Origin of the sequence: Lactobacillus sp. UCMA15818 (genome assembly GCF_030400225.1) — a bacterium.
GTDB lineage: Bacteria > Bacillota > Bacilli > Lactobacillales > Lactobacillaceae > Liquorilactobacillus.
The window spans coordinates 445,903-464,600 of record NZ_VJYB01000001.1; the positions used below are offsets into that span (position 1 = coordinate 445,903).

The window sequence follows — 18,698 nt, forward strand, 5'->3', positions numbered from 1 at the left end:
CAACCTCCTAACTTATTTTTCTCCCCATAAGCTCGTCTACACTCACACACAGCACATCTGCTAACTTGTTAAGTTCATTTTCACCAGGAAAGTTGCGACCACCTTCATAAGCAGTAATCGCTTGTCTGGTTAGTCCAACTTTGTCAGCTAGCATTGCTTGTGTCATACACATCTTCTGTCGTATTTCTCGCAATTTTTTCATGATGTCACCCTCTCATAAGCTCAACAATGATATTTCTGCATGGTCAATCATTTGTTCTTTTGCCTGCTTATACATATCTTTCATAATCTCAAAGCCATATGCAGACCTATTAAGTTCCATTGCAGCTCTTAACGTGCTGCCACTTCCTGCACATGGATCAATCACCACATCACCAACATCTGTAAATATTTCAATCAGCCTTTTTAATACTGGAATAGGTTTTTGTGTTGGGTGTATCTTCGGATAGCCGTTATCTGTTTCCCACTTGAACCAGTTCATTATCATTCGACCGTCATTATTAAACTTTGGTAACTTATCCCGATATAGAACTACTGCATACTCGCAAGCACCAACTATTTTCATGTTTGCTTTTAAAACTTGTGAGCTTGACTTTTTAACAAATACAAGCGGGTAAGAATTATTGAAACCATATTTTTTCCCATATTCGACAACCATTTGCATTTGTTGGAATGAGCAGAATACAATCATTGCTGGTGCTTTCCCTGTTTGCTTAGGCTCTTTAATCAACATGTGTGAGCAGAAATGCATAAACTCTGCAACTCTGAAATCAACATCAGTATTGAAAAATGTTGCATTAGCCTTATTACTCTCACCATTTTTGTTATCTCCGTCCTTGTACCATTCAGGGCTTGAGGCATAAGCATTATTGCCAATGTTGTAAGGAATATCAGCAATTACTAACTGTGCTTTTGGAATCGCATAACGCTTGAAATTTTGGAAATGGTCGTTAAACAATTCAATTTTTGGTTTCATACTTCCACCCCCAAAGATTCTTTAACAAGTTTTTCTATCACAATTTTTTCTAGTGAATCAATCAATTCAGAGTTGTTTTCATTATCATGTTGAATAACAAAATCGGCTATCCATTGGTAACTTTTTTCAATACCAACATCGTTTAAAAATAGCAACGCCATTTGTTGTTTTTCTTGGTAATCTAATGGTTTCATCTCATAATGCTGTGCAAAGCGACGTTTAAAAGCTGGGTCAAGTGCTTCATATCGATTAGTAATAGCAACCAGTATCCCATTAGAATGCAACTTGTCCAGATACTGCATAAGTGAAATAGTAACTCGATTCATGTCACCAACTTCTTGTGGTGAATTATCACGTTTAAGCGCAATAGCATCTACCTCATCAAGTAGTAAAATTCCATTGGATTGATCGAAAAATCTAAATACCTTGGAAACGTTTTTTGCAGTTCCACCTAATGCACTATCAATTAGCTGACTAAAATCAACGTAATACAATGGCATTTTTAACTTATGCGCCATGTACTTAATAAGCAATGTTTTCCCCAATCCACTTTTACCATGAATCAATAGAGTGTTTTTAGAGTTAAAATGAAGTGCTTCAAGCTTATCTTTCAACTTGATTCTTGCCTTTACACTCTCAATCTCTTTGGCATTGTCTTTAGTGATATAAACGCGACTAGCACTAAAACTCTTATCACTAACATCGACGGGCAATATGATATCCTTAACTTCTTCTGGAATATCAGGTGCTTTTTCGGAATATCCTATCTTGTCTGTATAATAATCAACTAGTTTTTGGTCTCTCTGCGATTTTTTAGTTGCTAATAATTTGAGGGCAGATAGTTTTGATCTTTCCAAATCATTCTGTGACAAATAATAAAAAAGGTTTTTCTCTTCTTGTTTCATACTCCCAACTCCTCTAGCTGTTCGAGTGGCACCTCAATATTGACAATCCGTCTGTGCCCATTTTCAAATATTAAATCTTGCAATAGCGCTGTCGTGTACGCTCCACGGTTGATTATTGCTTTGACAAATCTGTATTTACCACCGTATTTCACTTTGCTGCCTGCTTTAATCATTCCGACACCTCATTCCATTTTTAAAATGTGTAGCCCGACAATAAAATCCTGTCATCTCTCCAACATAGTCCGCAGCATTTTCAGCACATTCCTTAGAACAAAATTGAGTTTCCTCATCAAAATCTGTTACCCAAAAATCATAACTATCTATTTCCTGACCACATCTTTCACAATAGTTTTCAATCATTTAGACACCTCTTTAATATCCATAAATCAAAGCTAGAATTATTTCTTGCTGTCTAAAAACTTCAAGCAGTCTATCCTCTTCTAACCAGTTCTTGAATTCATCACTAATTGGCAACCAGTCATCTCCAGCCATCACTTCGTAATCTTTCTTATCTTCTTCTGTTGGATTAAGCATTAAAGTGATTGCTCCTAAAAATGTAATCCCTGTGTCTGCTTGCTCATTCACCCAATCAAGGCGTTTTATAACAAAATCGGGGAAATCATATTTAGGTGGTACAACCTTGTTAGCCTTTGGATCATAACTCCATCCATAGACTTTCTTAGCTTCTTTTTGCCAAATTTTTTCTTCTTTTTCAAACGCCATTTTTCCTAGCCTCCTCAATCTTCCTGTCAATCATCTTTCGCCAGTAGCCTGCTTCATGCTTTTGTACCTCAGTTGGCACTATTTCAATCACTGTTCCTGTTACGATATATTCCATGTTAGATACCTCGTACATCTTTCAAATCAAATGCCAACTGTCTTTCAGGATTGCTAGTCATTAATCTGCTGATTAGTTTTTCGTTGTACATTGATTCAAGCTGTTGCCTTGAATTATTTGTCGTGATAATCGTTGATCTCTTAACTTTATTGTTTTCAAAATCAACTCGTGCATTAGCAACTCGATACATGAATTCCTGCATATCAGTTCTGACTGGTTTAATAGCACCCTTCATTCCACCCTCAGTTCCAAAATCGTCAAGTATGAGTACGTCAGTTTCTTTCATTGCCCTCTCAATGTCGCTCAGACGGTTTTTAACATCAGTCAGGTCGTATTGCTTGCCTATCAAAGAACTAAGCTCGTCAGTTGAAACAAACATCACTCCTAGGCCTTCCTGTTTAGCTTGATACATGATTGCTAGAGCTAAAGATGTTTTACCTGTTCCCCTAATTCCTGCAAGCACATAATTATTAGGCTGGTTTGCTATTGACTTAGCAGCCTTATATGCTTGATTGCCTAGTTGCTTAGCTTTTTCGACATTAGGTTGCAAGTCAGGTTTCCATTTTGAAAAGTCAAACTTCAAAGGGATATTTCCAGGCCATACAGACATTGAGAAATATTTGCGCCCTTTTTTGATTCTCAGTGACCTGTTAAATTGCTCAATGTTTTCTTTTTCAAATTGTTCACTAGGTGTTAGATGCTCAACGTCAACGCCTTTTTCTTTGGCAATTTCTTTAACTCGATCAATCTGCTGTTGACTGATTAATCCTTCCACCATTAGAACCACTCCTTTCCAGTTGGCATATTGTTTTGTTTAACATTTTGATTTAAGTAGCTCTCAAACTTAGTTCCAAATAGTGTTTCAGGTCGCAAGAACTTATTCATAGCCGTATCGTTCTTCCATTCAGCTACTTTGTTATCAATAACTCTTTTAAAATCATCTAAACTGAATTTTTCGTTAAACCTAGCTTTAATTAAAGTTTGAGTTTTTTTAGTAGCTGTTCGATAACTCGTTCCTGCTTTTTCATTCAAGTAGTCGACTATTTCTTTGTAAGGGAGACGTGGTTCTGCTTTAGCAGGACTATATGTTTTACTATCCTTACCTAACCTATCCTTACCTAACCTAACCTGTGCGGTCCATTTGTTGTCCAGTGGACGTCCAGTTGGCTTACCCGTGTCAGCACGGGGTTTAGGATTGATTACTTCTGCTTCAGGAAGAATCTTTAAAAGCATGTTTTTGTAGATTGAATCAACTTTTCTGTCAGCCCTAATTCGATTGTTTTCATTCCAATCGGTAATGTAAGTGACTAAATCTTTGTTAAGTACTACGACAAATTCTTTTGCTGCTAAGATTCTAAGGTCATCTTCAACTGCCCCAACTTGTCGCATGATGGTAAAAGCTTCAACCACTCCGTCATCATCAGCATGCAATCCAAGATGAAAATATAAAGCTTGACTACTAAGCGGCATTTTTAAAAACTTTGCACTGTTAGTAATTCGATTACTAAACATTCTTCTTTGAGCCATAATTGGTATACCTCCTAGAACGGTAGATCATCATCTTGAACATCAATCTCTTTGCCTTTTGAATATTGATTATTCTGCTGGCTGGATTGAGCATTTTGATTACTGCTTTTTGATTCCAAAAATGCAATCTGCAAAATATTGACTTCTGTCGTATAAACCTTTTGCCCATTTTTTTCATAACTGCCTGTTCTAATTTCTCCGCTAACCCCTAGTAGGCTTCCTTTATGAAGAAAATTAGCGAATGTTTCTGCACGCTTTCCACTTGCTATTAACCGGATAAAATCAGATTCATATTCTCCTTGTTGATTTTTGAAATTTCGCTGAGTTGCAATTGTTGAGGTTGCATAGGCTGTTCCGCTTGGGCTATATCTGAGTTCAGGGTCTACAACTAAGCGACCAGTTAAGTTCACACTATTCATCATTTTTATCTATCCTTCCTAATTTAAGTTGTCTTGCTATCTCTTCTGTAACCTTGATTGGTCTAATATGATATTTCTGACAAAACGTCATGATTCCTAGCTTATGCTGTTCTACGTGATGATCTCTGCAAAGCATCATAATGTGCATTCCAACATGGTTAATCTTGTTTCTGTTACGCCCACTGCCGACTGCTTGATAATGTGCTATATCTGCATGTTTACCGCAGATGACACACCTTTTTTGGCAAATACATAACATCTGCTTTGGAAAATCTTGCGGTATGCTCTCCCAAGTTTTCAGTTTGAAAGGTATATCCTCTGTGAACAGATAATCTAATATTTCCAATATCATGTAGTTGGCAATTGTCATTGAACAGTTGCTAAGACTAAATTGGTCTACGTTGAAATCACACTTAGTTTTGTACTTAAATCTCTTTTCCCATTCATCAGGAATATCGCCAGTGTAGTTACACAAATCATTTATCAGCGCCCATATCTTCTTACGTTGATCAGGGCTAATTTGGCGCCCATCTTGAACACTCAATTCAACTGTCGGCTGTTTATCATTTGCCAGCTTTTGCAGCTTGTACATATCTAGTTCTTCATCTAATTTGATTTCCACTTTGCTGTTTGAAATCTTGATTAGCTTGCCAAACATGATTAGACTTCCTCAAATGTGTTGTCTTTACCAAGACTGTTCTTCATTTCTTCCAAAATATGGCAAGTGATATTTGCCTTTTCATTCGCATCTGCTGTTTTCCACTCGGGCTTAGTAGCTGCTTGCTTTAGCGCCTCTTGCTGAACTGTTTTTACGTCAGACTGAGTAGCGAGAGCAATTGCTTTTGCATACCCAGTAATTAATGCTTTTTTCTGAATTAGCGGATCATTTTTTTGGTATGACTTTTTAGCACTCTGATTAGTAGTTTTCTTTGTTTCACGATTCGTTTGATTGTAATATTCATCAGTATCAGTGTCCTTTGTATCATCAATTAGAAACAATCCATTCAAGGCATATTTACGTGCGTATGAGCTTGCTGTACCTGTTATCTGTGATTCGTCCATACCCTTTTTCTTATCGGCCTCACGTGCATATCCTGTTGTCTTAAACTCACCATCAGGAGTTTTAAGTGTTGCTGTTGCTTTGATGTAATGCCACTCCCCAATTAATGTAGGTTCATCAGTAATGATAAGTGTTGAATTCAAAGCTCTTAAAATGGGCTTTAAGGCTGTTAAAATATCTTCTGTACTTCGATATTTATATTTACCAAAGCTGTTATATTGGCCTTTAGGAGCTTTCAACGTGCTTTGAATAGTAACTAAAGTGTTCTGCTTTTCCTCAGTCATTTAATTACCACCTTTCGACTAGGCTTTAATTCAACTCCATTAATATCCTTACCATTTTTCAAATCTTCATACAGCAACTTCTTATCAATCTTAGTAACCTGTTCAACATTCTTATAGCTATCAGGAACTGCGCTTTCATTGCTAACAATCACACTTGGTCGGTAATTTCTAGGTTTCAAGAAGTGATTGTCAGTCTTAACCTCTTTATATCCAGCATTATCAATAGCCTCGGTTAGATACTGATTAAGCTGCTTATTCTTGTTTTTCAAAGTAGTTTGCAGCTCTCGCAGCTCTTGAATTTTTTTAGTAAGCCAATCTATGTTCATCTGATTTCGTTCTATCCAGGTCGCAATGTTATCAACTTTGCTATTGAATGTATCTTCAATACTGTCCAACGTATCCTTAATCATTTCAGGATCTAAATCATCTCGGTTAGCCAGCTCTTTATATTTATCTGTTAGTTCAAATAGATTCATTCCATTTCCTCCAAACTTATGCCATATTTTGTTGCCAGTCTCATAAACACATTTAAATGATTGTCACAAAATGAGTCATGGTGTTCTAACAGTTCTTTGTCATCGGTTAATATCCAGTCCCACATTTCAACAACTGAGGCCATGAATGCAGATGAAATTCCCCGACTATTTATTGCCTTTGTATATCCAAATCTAATATCGTCTTTCAAATCATGAAGAATATTTTCCTCACACCATTCTTTTGGAGTGTGTGTTTCACCGTCTTTAAGTTTGAGTCCTAAAAGCTTACTTTTTGGTGTATATTCTCCCAATCTATAGGCATCTCTACTGTCGATACAGTTACTTTTGAAATTTTTTAAAACAAATTCAAGGCTTTTCATTCCAATTCCTCCAATTCATTAATTCTCGTGTAGTTAATTTCATTGGCAAACAGCCAGCCCTCACAGAATTCTTCGTCTATATTAGGTAGTTTTGTCTCGAATACATATTCTATCCATTTATACAAGCCCTCAGCTTTAACTAGGTCTGCCGACTGTGAACCAAACTCAATCAGAAAATAGCTCTCGTCGGTTAAATCATTTGACTCCCAGTCTTCATATACACGAGTGCCATTCGGCAACAATGCACCAATTTTAGTTTCCATCAACTTTCCCTCCTGGTATCTTTTGCTGTTAGATTTTTAATGAAGTTGATTATTTTTTTCTGTGTTGACTCTTCACTTTTATTAAACACATTTACAAAATCATCAAATGTATTACTAGCAACACGATTTTCAGGTTCTGTAGCAGAAAGTTGTGTCAAGATTGCATACTCTTTGTCTTTTAACTTATATTTGAGGTAGCCGCCACCCGCTAAAATTGAGATAGACTGTCTAGCAACAAAACCAATGACTCCATTTTCAAAGCTAAAAGAAGGTAGTTCTTCTTCTAAATTAAGCTTCAGCTTGCTACCGATATTTTCTAGTTCTTGTTGCGCTTGCTCATTATTCATATTTAGTCCTCCTCAATTCCAAGCTCTTCAAAAACTTCTTCTTTATGTTCTTGAAACCATCCAAACACTGCATCAGAATTTGCATTATCATTAAGCAAGTCATCAATGAATTCATAGTCATCTTTTACTAGCTCAACTAGCTCATCAAAATTTCTATCACATATTCTGTCAAACTCTTCTTCATTCATTTTCATAGCCCCCTATTTGTGTTATACTTTCCGTAGATATTTTTGATATGGAGTCTACTCGTAATAGGCTCTTTTTCTATCTCATGAACCAACTAATCACAACCTCAATACATAATGCATACGTGGTTATGATTGCCGTCCATGTTGCCAATTTGACTATGTGAAGCAACTTATTTTCTTTCATTCTTAGCCTCGTATCTTCCTGCCAAATAGCCTCCTATTGCAACCAACACGATTACTATTGCATTCATCAATTCATCTCCAATCTTGCTAACACCCTAAATCTGTTTTGTGACTTCCACATTAGAAAGTCTTGAAGTATTTCTTCATCGATCCATACTTCCTTGTTTGAAGGTCTGATAATCGCATCTCTGTATTCAGATTCGAGTATCTCTTTTACAAATGCTTGATACTTAGTTTCTTTGTAGCCATATTTCTCTTTAAACTCTGCTTTTGATAACCACGCTCTTACCATATTTATCACTCCCTTATGTTTTCTTTGTTCACATCTTGAATTAGATCGTAAGGATTAATTCTTGCTTCTTGACAAGCTGCAAAAAATGATAGTGTTTCTGTTGATATTTCACATGCAAATTTTCTTAGATACTTGTGTGTAACTTCGTGCTGCTGCCTTGTTCTTTCCTCATATCTAATTCTGAAAATTCTGTAGGTTTCATCATCTAATTTCTGCCTATCCATTTCCTCGTCATCACGTAAATCACGAATTAGAAATGTATTTTCGGGATAACTTAAATCCTTAGTAGTACGTTCAAGCAGTGTCCCAAAATATTCTGTTGCAGCATGTGTACCAAACTTCGCGTCATGCAGTACGTCTTGCATTTCTGATGCCTTCAAAGCAGACATTTTTCGATAGCCAGTTCGATAATTAGATACCGCTTGTTTTGACAACCTAATGCTTTCTGCAAAATCACTAGTAGTTATTAGCTTGGCTTTTAAAACCTTGTCTAAAGTTGTTGCTAAATTCATATAAAAAACTCCCTCTCTGAATGTGTTTAAAAAGCTGGTTAGGCTTTAGTTTGCGTACTGAGTGTATTTCTATACGCTAGTTTTGCGCGTAGAATAAAATTAGAAACTTGGTTAAGCCTCTATCAATAGAAACTTCTTAATAAAATATTGCTGCCCTTTTCCAGTAACTTTTGGTGTTTTGCTAATGGATACTCGACCGTCCGAATGTGTAATTGATGTTTCCTTAATCCCAAACAATCCAAGTTCCATTGATTTTTGAGTTGGCATGTTGTAACTTGTACCCTTTTGTCGAATCAGATAGCCATTCTCACGTAACCAACTGAACAATCTATTAGCGCCGATATTGATACCGTTTTGTTTCAGAAGTTTTGCAAGATCACCCACTAGAATGCTTGTATTACTCAGTGAAACTGAATCAGCGAACAATGCTTTAGGCTTCATCTCGGCAATTGTGGCCTGTGCTTCTTTCAATTGAGTGCCAGCTTGTAATAGTAAGTCTGCCAGAGCACTTTTGTTATGAGTGATGTCATAAGCCTTTTGATTAGTAAGGTATGCACCATGTTTGCGGATACTTGGCAAGACTTCATCTGTCACCCAGTCTTGAAATTTTTCAGCAACTTGGTTATTAGCTTTGATTGCCAACTTATAAAATTGCGGTTCTGTGATGAAATCGCCTTTCTCCACTTGTGGAGAATTTAGATATTTTCTTACACGTTCCCAGCGAACATACCTGATACCTGCTTTTTCAAGACAAATTCCTAGTCCAATTGCTGATTGTTCTGCATCAAATTCGATTGTGTTATCTTTGTAAACTCGTATTGGTAAATCAATTAATCCATTACTATATTTTTTAATTTCCATAATTTAGTTCCTCCTGTACTTTGAAAACTTGATATACTTTAGTTACTCCAACTAAAGGTGGTGAGAATATATGGCTGTGCAACACGAAATAACCCGTGATTTGCTTGTTGAATTCATGCACCAACACAAAATTGAAAACGTTGGTGTTTTGCTTTCTCTTTATAAGGAAATCTATAATACTGTTGAATCTTCAACTAACATCAACAAATCACTTCACGGTTTCAAAAATGACAAAAAGGGCTAAACAATTGTTTTAGCGCTTTTTACAAGTTCTGCGATGGCTGCCACCATTTCAGGACTTGTTTTTGTACTTGTTTCTTTCAAGACTGAGATAACAAATTTTTCAATTTCTTTGTCCATTATTTCTTCGCCTCCATAAATTTTTGATATAATCACCTTGAAAAGAGGTGATAAAAATGAGTAAATTGTCTAAAAATGATGTTGCAAAAGTTGTTGCTACAAAAAATACAAGATGACCATAATTCTATTCAGGAAAAACTTCATGATTTAGTTTTGGAAGACTTAGAAGTTCTATTACCTGATAAGGAATGGAATGGTAAGGAAGCTGCTGCTATTGACAACATTTTGCTTAATATTTCTCAAGTTACTGCAGTTCAAACAATTGATGTAACTCTTGAAATTTTGGCAAAACACGGTCTTATTACTAAGATTTCTGATTAGACCTTGGTTCAAAAAAATATTCAGCAGTTTCGTATTCTTCAATAAGGTCTTTGTGTGTAGGCTTTGTGCCATCAACAATTAGATTTTTATTTTCGTCTGCGATATTTTTCCCCGTTCTTTTCTTGAACGGGTTATTTATTTTTAGCCATTTCATTTTTGTTTCCTCCTTTTTAAGATGTTGTTTGCATTTTTTGTTCCGTTTTAGTTAACCTAATGTCTAAAAAAATAGAATCTGGGGTTGTATTTAAAGCCCTAGCAATCGAAATAGCTGTATTGTAACTAACACCTCTTTTTCCGTTTTCAATTTGCCAATATCCCGGTTTACTAATATTTGCAAGGTCCGCTACATCTTTATAGCTAAGGTTTAATTCCTCTCGCCTTTGGCGGAGTTTAGTTCGTATCATAACATCACTTCCTTTCAAGTTAACCTTACGTTAATTATAATAGTTAACTATTTGTTAATTGTCAAGCGTTTTATTTCCTTTTTTGTTAATAATTCAAAAAATAATTGTATTAACCATAAGTTAATATTATTATTTCAAGTAAGCGAGGTGTTAATTAATGACTTTCGGAAGCAAATTAAGAGAACTCAGAAATAGTAAGAAAATGACGCAAGAAGAATTAGGAAAGATTTTAAATGTGTCAAAGGTTTCTATTTCTGGTTACGAAAATGATACAAGAGAGCCTGACAAGCAAGCTATTAAGAAGTTGGCTGAATTGTTTAATGTCTCAACAGATTATTTGCTGGGCGTGGAAAACTCACAAGATGAAAAAGATTTAAAGGATTTTCTTGATGAAAATCTTGAAAAAGGCATGACTTATGCAAACGAGGAACTTACTGATGAGGACAAAGAAAAACTAAAGATTGCACTTACTCAAATTTTTTGGAAACATCACAAGGACAACAAATAAAAGGTGTGTTGCTATGAGAATATACGAAAGAAAGGCTATTGTCTTAGCAGATAAATACGGAACAGCTAACCCGTTTGAAATCTGCAAAATTATGGGGATTATAATTGAATATACTAATCTAGACAATCCACTTGGGGACACGGTTTACCTTAGTAAGTACCCTATTATTCTTCTGTCTGATAAGATTCAAGAAAAGTCAAAAAAGTATTTAATTTGTGCTCATGAACTTGGCCATGTCGTTTTACACAATGGAATACAAAATTATTATCTTATTAATAGGACAACTAAGCGTAAAATGGAATCAGAGGCGGATAGATTTGCTATTGGATTAATGGAAAAATTCTCAATAGATGAATTTGGTGTGTCGTACGAATATTTAGTAAACAATAATTAGCTCCATAGTCCAAATACTGACGACTATAAAAGCTGAATACATATTCCGAGGGGGAGTATACATGTCAAAAAAGATTAAAGATGAAAATGGAAACGTTTATATCAAGAAGAAGCCGTTCTATAAAAGAATATGGTTTTGGATTTTAGTTGTTATAGTTATTATTTTCGCAGGTTCACAAATGGGTAAAGGTAGCTCCGATAATACAAAGTCTAGTTCTTCTAGTTCATCTTCTGCAAGTTCTTCATCAAAAAGCACTACCGGATTAACTAAAGCTAACTTTGATAAAATCACTCTTTCAGATTCAACAGGAACATCAGAAAAAGATGTTAAAGCAATGTTTAAAAAAACACCCTCTTCTACTGATACACAAACTATAAACAATGTGTCCGCAAACATGTATACATGGTCTGGTATTGACGGTGGGGATATAGCCTCGGCTATTGTTGTTGGATTTGAAAATGGTCATGCAATATCAAAAGATATCACGGGCATTAAGGTAACCCGCTCAAGTAAAATAACATTGGCTCAATTTAATGAAATTCAAAATGGCGCTTCAAAAACGGATATTCAGAAACAATTTGGAGATCCAAATGGATATGATTTAACAAACATTGGAGGACAATCATCCGAAATGTGGAGCTATACATCAGGTGTTAATGGAGATGTAGGAGCCAACTTCAATATTACATTCACAAATGGTGTAGTCAGCGGTAAAACCCAAGTAAGCATGAAATAAAAATTATATTTGCCCTTTCGGGGGCTTTTATTTAACACTTTAGGCGAACATACGTGCGTATTTAATAACTAAGAATACGCAATAATAAGTAAATATTGCTTTTTTATAATGCAAATAGTATTGATATGTGTAACAGAAGGAGGAAATACACAAATGTGGTATGAGAAGCTTGCTGAAAAAAAGTTCAAATTTATAGAGCGGTATAAAGATCCTTATACGGATAAATACGTGCGTGTATCTGTTTTGATGAACAGTAACTCAACTCATGCAGTTAAGCAAGCTCAGCAGACACTTGATAGAAAAATCAGTAAAAAGTTGCACCAACATTCTCAGAAAGTTACAGAAATTACAATCGGTGAATTAATTAAGGAATGGCTTGCACTTTATAAAAAAAGAGTACGCAATTCAACGTATATGTCTGCTGTTTATAATTTACATACTTTTTCTGATAAAATTAACAATGAAATTGTGGTTTCTAAGATAGACTCAAGGCTCATTAAACGGGTTCTTGAGAGCATGATCTATGATGATGAGCTGTCTAATAAATATGTATCAATAGTTAAGTCGAGGCTTAACAAGCTATTTAAATATGCAATCTCGCAAAATTACGCAAAAAATAATCCAGTTGAAGATTTAGAAATATCTTTTAAAAATAATGAGTCATCAAATACTAAGAATAAGTTTCTAGATAGTGATGAGCTTGCTATGCTTTTAGAATATACCTATCACAGAAACGCTATGTACGGTTATTTATTTGAATGGCTATATTTGACCGGCATGCGTGCTGGGGAAGCTCTAGCGTTAAATAAGAGGGATATTTTCAACGACAAAGGAGTATACTATGTTGATATTAACGGGACACTAGATTATCATGGATTAAAAATCAGTGATCAGAAAAAAACCAAGGTAACGAAAACGGCAGCAGGAATGAGAACTATCTCTTTACCCAACAAGGCGGTTGAGATATACAAAAAACTCTGCTCACTTAACTCTGCAAGTGATTATCTATTTGAAACATCTAATCAAACGCCTTTAAGCATTTCGGCAATAAATACTTTTTTAAGAAAAGCTAAATTGGAACTAAAAATAAATAAGCCACTCTCAAGTCACATTTTTAGACACACGCATATTTCTAAACTTGCAGAAATTGGAACACCCCTTTATGTAATCCAAGAAAGAGTCGGACATGAAAGTAGCAAGATCACTTCTAAAATATATTTGCACGTCACTCAAAATGCACAGAAAAAACTTAGAAATGACCTCGACCAACTCTAGTTTGCCCCTTTTGTGCCCCTTAAACATAAAAGTACAGTTTTTTACAAAGCAAATTTATTCTTGTAAAACAAAAAAAGCCTTGATAAACAAGGCTTTTTGAACGTTATATTAACGACGTCTTTCAGGAATACGAGCTGCTTTACCATGTAATGCACGCAAATAATACAACTTAGCACGACGTACACGTCCTTGACGAATTACTTCAATCTTTTCAACACGTGGTGTGTGAACTGGGAATGTACGTTCAACACCAATTCCACTACTAATCTTACGAACTGTATAAGTTTCGCTGACACCTTCACCACGGCGTTTGATAACTACACCTTCAAAAATCTGGATACGTTCACGTGTACCTTCAACGATTCGAGCATGAACACGAACAGTATCTCCAGGACGGAAATCCGGAATATCGCTACGCAACTGAGATTCTGTAATTTTTTTGATTAATGGGTTCATTTTATTTCTTCCTTTCGCCAACATTCTTGTCTCTCAACAGCGGAATATCGTTAATGTGGCATATAGCCGTCAATAATCTTATCATATCGTAAAAGTATTATCAAGTTCTTAATTCTCAAGTTTGTTCTTTATATCTTTTAATATCTTTTGTTGTCGTGCAGTCAATTTTAATTTTGCAAGTAAGTCCGATCTTCGTAAATAAGTTCGCTTCAGAGACTCATATTCTCTCCACTCAGCAATTTTTTGATGATTTCCACTAATAAGTACCTCTGGGACGTTCATTCCTCTATATGACGCGGGTCTTGTATACTGTGGATACTCCAGCAAGCCACTTGAAAATGAATCCCCTGGTGCAGACTCTTCGTTGCCTAAGGTTCCCTGCAATAATCTGGTAGTAGCATCAATTATCACCATAGCTCCCAGTTCTCCGCCAGTCAGAATATAGTCTCCTAGTGAAATCTCATCAGTAACTCTCTCCCTGATTCTTTCATCATAGCCTTCATAATGGCCACAAATAAATGTTAAATGCTCTTTTGCAGATAGCTCCTCTGCCACTTTCTGATTGAATTGTCTTCCTGCTGGATCAAGCAAAATTACATTCCCTAATCCTTCATTTTTTGTTTCAATATAATCCAAAGCATCAAAAATTGGCTGTGCTTGTAATAACATTCCAGCACCACCCCCATAAGGATAATCATCGACATGTCGCTGATTGTTGCTTGTAAAATCACGATAATTTGTAATATCAACATCAATGATTTTACTCTCAATCGCCTTACCAACAATAGATGCTTCCAAAGGGCCCTTGAACATTTCCGGAAATAGACTTAAAATATCAATCTTCATTAATCATCCAACCCATCTAACAAATCAACAACTATACTTCCACTTGCAATATCAACTTTTTTTACAACATCATGGATAGCTGGCAACAGAAGTTCTTTTCTACCAGCCCTTTTAATAATCCAAACATCATTGGCACCCGGACTGAGTATCTCACTAACTATCCCAATCTCATTTAATTCTTCATCGAATACCTTTAAACCGATAATTTGATGATGATAAAAATTATTGTCTGTAAGTTTCTGTTGCTGTTCTTCTTTAATTGCTAATTTAAGTCCCTTAAACTTCTCAACTAAATTAATATCTTGGTAATTCTCAAAAGACAGTAAATAAAATTGCTTTACTCTACGGACCGTAATTATTTTTAGTGCAAGTTCTTTGTCAGGCCTTAGTAGATACAGCAGTTTACCCTTTTGAAAGCGTTCATCTGCAAAATCAGTAATTACTTTAATCTTCACTTCCCCGTGTATTCCATGAGTATTAATAATCTGTCCCACTTCATAAAAGCTCATTATTTCACCTCTTTAAAAAAAAGAAAACCCCTGAATAAAACATCACTGCTTCATCTAAAGGGATTCACTAATTATATACAATTCTTAATCAAACATGCAATATAGTCCAATTATTATAAACCAATCAACTATTAGAGCACATAAGCTAAGTTTACAATTAAGGGTCTTTTTATATGCAATAAGTTTTATTATTTGCTGAACTTTGCATCATGAAACTTCTTCATGACACCATTCTTTGAAAGAATATTACGTACTGTATCTGAAGGTTGTGCACCGTTGCTCAACCAGTTCAAAATATTCTCTTCCTTAAGCGTAACACTTTCAGGTTCTGTTAATGGATTGTATGTTCCAACTGTTTCGATGAAACGACCATCACGTGGTGAACGTGAATCTGCAACAACGATACGGTAAAATGGACGCTTTTTAGAACCCATACGTTTTAAACGAATCTTAACTGACATTAACTACACCTCCTATTAACTTTCTTAACGTTAATAATATAACAGTAATTCAGCTTGGTGTAAAGGATTATTTCTTGACAGACACAAAAAAAATTATTTCTTACGCTTTTTATTCTTTAGGCGCTTAAGTTTGCGTTTCTTATTCTTTCGTGCCATCGAATTCATTGACATCTTTGCAAGCTTGCCTGATAATCCGTTACCAAACATTCCTTCCATTCCTTCAAAGTTTCCTTTAGAGACTTTCCCCATCATTTTCTTCATTTCATTAAACTGCTTTAACATTCTATTAACTTCATGAATTGGACGACCTGACCCAGCCGCAATTCTTCTTCGGCGGCTAGGGTTGAATAAATCAGGATTCTCGCGTTCCTCGTTAGTCATTGAATATACTACAGCTTTAAGATGATCAATATCTTTAGGATCCACCTTCAAGTTTTTGATTGCTGGATTATTTGCCATCCCAGGAATCATTTTTATGACGTCTTCCATTGGTCCCATTTTTTGAACTTGTTCCATTTGGTCAATAAAATCATTGAAATCAAAGCTATTCTCACGCATCTTCTCTTGCATTTGCTGAGCTTTTTTCTCATCAAAATCTTGCTGTGCCTTTTCAATCAAGGTCAGCATATCACCCATTCCTAAGATACGTGAGGCCATTCGATCTGGATAGAAAACATCCAAATCTGTCATTTTTTCACCCTGACCAATGAACTTGATAGGCTTGCCAGTAACTGAACGAATTGATAATGCAGCACCACCACGAGTATCACCATCTAATTTGGTTAATACAACCCCCGTGACGTCCAACTGTTCGTTGAATCCCTTGGCAACTTCGACTGCATTTTGACCTGTCATTGCATCAACCGTCAGCAAAATTTCGTTAGGTTGTGCTAATGTCTTGATTTGAGCAAGTTCATCCATCAGCAACTCATCAATTTGCAAACGACCAGCTGTATCAATCAATACATAATCATTTTTCTTTTCAGCAGCTACTTCCAACCCTTTTTTAACAATTTCAACTGGTGAAATATCAGTTCCCAAAGAGAAGACTGGAACATCAATACCCTTGCCTAAAATTTCCAATTGGTCAATCGCTGCAGGTCTGTAAATATCTCCCGCGATCATCAATGGACGAGCATTCTTTTCATTCTTTAACTTTAAAGCTAATTTACCTAAGGTCGTTGTCTTACCAGCACCCTGGAGACCCACCATCATAATAACTGTTGGAATCTTATCAGACTTGTTTAACGCGACGGCTTCTTCGCCCATAACTTTTGTTAATTCATCATTAACAATCTTTACAATTTGCTGTGCGGGAGTTAAACTCTCGAGCACCTCCGCTCCAATTGCACGAGTTCTAACTGTCTTAACAAAATCTTTTACCACTTGGAAGTTCACATCGGCTTCGAGTAATGCAAGCCTAATCTCACGCATAACCTCTCTTACATCGGCCTCACTAATCTTACCTTTTTTTCGAAGCTTGCCAATTGCATTTTGGAGTCGCTCTGTTAATCCTTCAAATGCCACTTAATCCACCAACTTTCATTCTTCTAATTCTTCTAATTTTTCAACTAATTTGTTTAAAACTTCATCATCTGGATAATTCTTCTGGACATAACTTTGAAGTTCATCAGTCCGCTGACTTTGATCTTGGAAATTTCGCAATAAATGAAGTTTCTTTTCATAAGACTCAAGAATCGTTTCCGTTCTTCTTATATTATCATATACAGCCTGTCGCGAAATCTGATAATTTTCGGCAATTTCCCCCAGCGAATAGTCATCTCGATAATACAAAGCAATATACTCCATTTGCTTACTAGTCAAAAGCGATTCGTAAAATTCAAATAAGGCATTAATTCTATTTGTCTTTTCAATTGCCATTGCTCGTCACCTGCCTCAATCAGATTAGTTTTCCTCTTTTGGAGTCTCAACCAGCCCATTAAAGAGTCCGTAGACAAATTCAACTGGTTCAAAATCACGTAAATCATCCATCTTTTCACCAAGTCCAACAAGCTTAACAGGAAGATGTAATTCATTACGAATTGCCAAAACGATTCCACCTCTGGCAGTCCCATCCAACTTAGTCAAAACAATCCCGGTCACATTTGTAACATCTTTGAACTGTTTTGCCTGTGTTAATGCATTTTGCCCTGTAGTCGCATCCAAAGCTAGTAAAACTTCTTGCGGGGCATCTGGTAATTCACGAGTAATCACCCGTCCAATTTTACCCAGCTCATTCATTAAATTAACTTTATTTTGCAGTCGACCAGCAGTATCCACCAGTAAAATATCGTAGTTTTCGTTCTTGGCTTTTTGAACAGCATCAAACACAACGGCTGCTGGATCACTTCTTTCCGGTTTTCGCACAACTTCAACATCTACTCGTCTTCCCCATTCGACAAGCTGTTCAATTGCACCAGCTCTAAACGTATCAGCTGCAGCAAGCAAAACCTTCTTGCCCTCTTGCTGGTATCTATGAGCAAGCTTCCCAATTGTTGTCGTTTTACCAACACCATTAACACCTACAAAAAGAAAAACAGTTGGTCCATTCTGTGCAAAATGAAGTGAATTATCTTCCGTTGTTCCTTCTGCCTCATATAAAGAAACAAGTTTTTCAATAATTGCATTAGAAACATCTTTTTTATCTTTTACATTGCGCAATTTTACTTCTTCTTGGAGTTCCCCACTAATCTTAACAGCAGTTTCAAAGCCAACATCGGCTTCAATCAATTTTTCTTCCAACTCTTCAAAGAATTCCTCATCGACACTGCGAAAATTCGCAAACAGTTCATTAAGCTTATCACCAAAAGTTTTACGTGATTTCTCTAATCCCTTTTCATACTTTTGTTCTTCAACAGTCTGCGACTCTTCTTCTTGACCCCTAAAAACATGTTTAAGTTTATCAAAAAAGCCCATT

35 protein-coding genes are annotated in these 18,698 nt (G+C 35.9%); 6 read left to right on the plus strand and 29 right to left on the minus strand.

The features are described from left to right. Positions 1-7 precede the first annotated feature (7 nt). The 20 genes from FFX44_RS02215 to FFX44_RS02310 all read right to left on the minus strand — a co-directional run bounded on the left by FFX44_RS02215 (position 8) and on the right by FFX44_RS02310 (position 9,514). Positions 8-202, minus strand: coding sequence for a helix-turn-helix transcriptional regulator (locus tag FFX44_RS02215; protein WP_289977444.1), 195 nt, complete (start codon positions 200-202; stop codon positions 8-10). 12 nt (positions 203-214) lie between these two features. Further along, positions 215-976 carry a site-specific DNA-methyltransferase gene (locus FFX44_RS02220; RefSeq protein ID WP_289977446.1) on the minus strand — a complete coding sequence of 254 codons (762 nt, stop codon included), beginning with the start codon at positions 974-976 and terminating at the stop codon, positions 215-217. Next, entirely contained in the window at positions 973-1,881 is a 909-nt protein-coding gene (locus FFX44_RS02225; RefSeq protein WP_289977448.1) for an ATP-binding protein, read from the minus strand. The genes FFX44_RS02220 and FFX44_RS02225 overlap by 4 nt, the downstream gene beginning before the upstream one ends. Next, complete coding sequence (locus FFX44_RS02230) at positions 1,878-2,054, minus strand: hypothetical protein (protein ID WP_289977449.1); 177 nt, start codon at positions 2,052-2,054, stop codon at positions 1,878-1,880. The genes FFX44_RS02225 and FFX44_RS02230 overlap by 4 nt, the downstream gene beginning before the upstream one ends. Continuing rightward, entirely contained in the window at positions 2,047-2,241 is a 195-nt protein-coding gene (locus tag FFX44_RS02235; protein WP_289977451.1) for a hypothetical protein, read from the minus strand. Before FFX44_RS02235 ends, FFX44_RS02230 begins: the two co-directional genes overlap by 8 nt. A 12-nt stretch (positions 2,242-2,253) precedes the next feature. Beyond that, positions 2,254-2,604, minus strand: coding sequence for a hypothetical protein (locus FFX44_RS02240; RefSeq protein WP_289977452.1), 351 nt, complete (start codon positions 2,602-2,604; stop codon positions 2,254-2,256). Continuing rightward, on the minus strand, positions 2,594-2,719 hold the full coding sequence (locus FFX44_RS02245) for a hypothetical protein (protein WP_289977454.1): 126 nt from the start codon (positions 2,717-2,719) through the stop codon (positions 2,594-2,596). The genes FFX44_RS02240 and FFX44_RS02245 overlap by 11 nt, the downstream gene beginning before the upstream one ends. A 1-nt stretch (position 2,720) precedes the next feature. Beyond that, positions 2,721-3,497 carry an ATP-binding protein gene (locus tag FFX44_RS02250; RefSeq protein ID WP_289977458.1) on the minus strand — a complete coding sequence of 259 codons (777 nt, stop codon included), beginning with the start codon at positions 3,495-3,497 and terminating at the stop codon, positions 2,721-2,723. Continuing rightward, positions 3,497-4,246, minus strand: a complete 750-nt coding sequence (locus FFX44_RS02255) for a conserved phage C-terminal domain-containing protein (RefSeq protein WP_289977464.1) — start codon at positions 4,244-4,246, stop codon at positions 3,497-3,499. The genes FFX44_RS02250 and FFX44_RS02255 overlap by 1 nt, the downstream gene beginning before the upstream one ends. A 14-nt stretch (positions 4,247-4,260) precedes the next feature. Beyond that, the gene (gene ssb / locus FFX44_RS02260) at positions 4,261-4,668 is read right to left on the minus strand and encodes a single-stranded DNA-binding protein (RefSeq protein ID WP_289977465.1); all 408 of its coding nucleotides are present in this window, start codon (positions 4,666-4,668) and stop codon (positions 4,261-4,263) included. Further along, a complete protein-coding gene (locus FFX44_RS02265) occupies positions 4,658-5,323 on the minus strand; it encodes a putative HNHc nuclease (RefSeq protein WP_289977467.1) in 666 nt (221 codons plus the stop codon). The genes ssb and FFX44_RS02265 overlap by 11 nt, the downstream gene beginning before the upstream one ends. Positions 5,324-5,325: 2 nt before the next feature. Next, positions 5,326-6,009 carry an ERF family protein gene (locus FFX44_RS02270; protein ID WP_289977469.1) on the minus strand — a complete coding sequence of 228 codons (684 nt, stop codon included), beginning with the start codon at positions 6,007-6,009 and terminating at the stop codon, positions 5,326-5,328. Then, entirely contained in the window at positions 6,006-6,485 is a 480-nt protein-coding gene (locus FFX44_RS02275) for a siphovirus Gp157 family protein (protein WP_289977470.1), read from the minus strand. Before FFX44_RS02275 ends, FFX44_RS02270 begins: the two co-directional genes overlap by 4 nt. After that, positions 6,482-6,865 (minus strand): hypothetical protein, encoded by a 384-nt coding sequence (locus FFX44_RS02280; protein ID WP_289977473.1) that lies wholly within the window; start codon positions 6,863-6,865, stop codon positions 6,482-6,484. The genes FFX44_RS02275 and FFX44_RS02280 overlap by 4 nt, the downstream gene beginning before the upstream one ends. Beyond that, the gene (locus tag FFX44_RS02285) at positions 6,862-7,128 is read right to left on the minus strand and encodes a hypothetical protein (protein ID WP_289977475.1); all 267 of its coding nucleotides are present in this window, start codon (positions 7,126-7,128) and stop codon (positions 6,862-6,864) included. The genes FFX44_RS02280 and FFX44_RS02285 overlap by 4 nt, the downstream gene beginning before the upstream one ends. Next, on the minus strand, positions 7,128-7,475 hold the full coding sequence (locus FFX44_RS02290) for a hypothetical protein (RefSeq protein WP_289977476.1): 348 nt from the start codon (positions 7,473-7,475) through the stop codon (positions 7,128-7,130). Before FFX44_RS02290 ends, FFX44_RS02285 begins: the two co-directional genes overlap by 1 nt. A 2-nt stretch (positions 7,476-7,477) precedes the next feature. Further along, a complete protein-coding gene (locus FFX44_RS02295) occupies positions 7,478-7,663 on the minus strand; it encodes a hypothetical protein (protein WP_289977477.1) in 186 nt (61 codons plus the stop codon). 250 nt (positions 7,664-7,913) lie between these two features. Further along, positions 7,914-8,138: a hypothetical protein gene (locus FFX44_RS02300; protein WP_003690552.1), complete on the minus strand. Its 225-nt coding sequence runs from the start codon at positions 8,136-8,138 to the stop codon at positions 7,914-7,916. Between the two features lie 5 nt (positions 8,139-8,143). Continuing rightward, positions 8,144-8,650 (minus strand): transcriptional regulator, encoded by a 507-nt coding sequence (locus tag FFX44_RS02305; RefSeq protein ID WP_289977485.1) that lies wholly within the window; start codon positions 8,648-8,650, stop codon positions 8,144-8,146. Positions 8,651-8,761: 111 nt separating this feature from the next. Continuing rightward, complete coding sequence (locus FFX44_RS02310; RefSeq protein WP_289977716.1) at positions 8,762-9,514, minus strand: phage antirepressor KilAC domain-containing protein; 753 nt, start codon at positions 9,512-9,514, stop codon at positions 8,762-8,764. Positions 9,515-9,581: 67 nt separating this feature from the next. Between FFX44_RS02310 and FFX44_RS02315 the strand changes: the two genes are divergently transcribed. After that, the gene (locus FFX44_RS02315; RefSeq protein ID WP_289977487.1) at positions 9,582-9,755 is read left to right on the plus strand and encodes a hypothetical protein; all 174 of its coding nucleotides are present in this window, start codon (positions 9,582-9,584) and stop codon (positions 9,753-9,755) included. Between the two features lie 191 nt (positions 9,756-9,946). Next, complete coding sequence (locus FFX44_RS02320) at positions 9,947-10,192, plus strand: hypothetical protein (protein WP_289977489.1); 246 nt, start codon at positions 9,947-9,949, stop codon at positions 10,190-10,192. Here FFX44_RS02320 and FFX44_RS02325 read toward each other — a convergent pair. Further along, entirely contained in the window at positions 10,176-10,346 is a 171-nt protein-coding gene (locus FFX44_RS02325) for a hypothetical protein (protein ID WP_289977492.1), read from the minus strand. The two genes, FFX44_RS02320 and FFX44_RS02325, sit on opposite strands and share 17 nt — an antisense overlap. Positions 10,347-10,362: 16 nt before the next feature. Further along, on the minus strand, positions 10,363-10,596 hold the full coding sequence (locus FFX44_RS02330) for a helix-turn-helix transcriptional regulator (RefSeq protein WP_003690545.1): 234 nt from the start codon (positions 10,594-10,596) through the stop codon (positions 10,363-10,365). Between the two features lie 157 nt (positions 10,597-10,753). Between FFX44_RS02330 and FFX44_RS02335 the strand changes: the two genes are divergently transcribed. From FFX44_RS02335 to FFX44_RS02350, 4 genes are all read left to right on the plus strand, one after another. Next, complete coding sequence (locus FFX44_RS02335; RefSeq protein ID WP_289977493.1) at positions 10,754-11,104, plus strand: helix-turn-helix transcriptional regulator; 351 nt, start codon at positions 10,754-10,756, stop codon at positions 11,102-11,104. A gap of 13 nt (positions 11,105-11,117) precedes the next feature. Next, the gene (locus FFX44_RS02340) at positions 11,118-11,498 is read left to right on the plus strand and encodes an ImmA/IrrE family metallo-endopeptidase (RefSeq protein ID WP_289977495.1); all 381 of its coding nucleotides are present in this window, start codon (positions 11,118-11,120) and stop codon (positions 11,496-11,498) included. 61 nt (positions 11,499-11,559) lie between these two features. After that, entirely contained in the window at positions 11,560-12,234 is a 675-nt protein-coding gene (locus tag FFX44_RS02345) for a DUF3862 domain-containing protein (protein WP_289977496.1), read from the plus strand. A gap of 153 nt (positions 12,235-12,387) precedes the next feature. After that, positions 12,388-13,509 (plus strand): site-specific integrase, encoded by a 1,122-nt coding sequence (locus FFX44_RS02350; RefSeq protein ID WP_289977497.1) that lies wholly within the window; start codon positions 12,388-12,390, stop codon positions 13,507-13,509. Between the two features lie 108 nt (positions 13,510-13,617). On the opposite strand, the gene rplS is transcribed toward FFX44_RS02350, so the two are convergent. The 7 genes from rplS to ftsY form a co-directional block, all read right to left on the minus strand. Beyond that, positions 13,618-13,965 carry a 50S ribosomal protein L19 gene (gene rplS / locus FFX44_RS02355; protein WP_289977499.1) on the minus strand — a complete coding sequence of 116 codons (348 nt, stop codon included), beginning with the start codon at positions 13,963-13,965 and terminating at the stop codon, positions 13,618-13,620. A gap of 108 nt (positions 13,966-14,073) precedes the next feature. After that, positions 14,074-14,811, minus strand: a complete 738-nt coding sequence (gene trmD, locus FFX44_RS02360; RefSeq protein ID WP_289977500.1) for a tRNA (guanosine(37)-N1)-methyltransferase TrmD — start codon at positions 14,809-14,811, stop codon at positions 14,074-14,076. Continuing rightward, entirely contained in the window at positions 14,811-15,320 is a 510-nt protein-coding gene (rimM, locus tag FFX44_RS02365) for a ribosome maturation factor RimM (protein ID WP_289977503.1), read from the minus strand. The genes trmD and rimM overlap by 1 nt, the downstream gene beginning before the upstream one ends. A 188-nt stretch (positions 15,321-15,508) precedes the next feature. Further along, positions 15,509-15,781, minus strand: a complete 273-nt coding sequence (gene rpsP / locus FFX44_RS02370) for a 30S ribosomal protein S16 (protein WP_003690523.1) — start codon at positions 15,779-15,781, stop codon at positions 15,509-15,511. Positions 15,782-15,874: 93 nt separating this feature from the next. Beyond that, positions 15,875-17,308, minus strand: coding sequence for a signal recognition particle protein (gene ffh / locus FFX44_RS02375; RefSeq protein ID WP_289977509.1), 1,434 nt, complete (start codon positions 17,306-17,308; stop codon positions 15,875-15,877). A 15-nt stretch (positions 17,309-17,323) separates the two neighbouring features. Then, entirely contained in the window at positions 17,324-17,662 is a 339-nt protein-coding gene (locus FFX44_RS02380) for a putative DNA-binding protein (protein WP_289977513.1), read from the minus strand. Positions 17,663-17,686: 24 nt separating this feature from the next. Next, positions 17,687-18,697, minus strand: coding sequence for a signal recognition particle-docking protein FtsY (gene ftsY / locus FFX44_RS02385; protein WP_289977515.1), 1,011 nt, complete (start codon positions 18,695-18,697; stop codon positions 17,687-17,689). Between the last annotated feature and the right edge of the window lies 1 nt (position 18,698).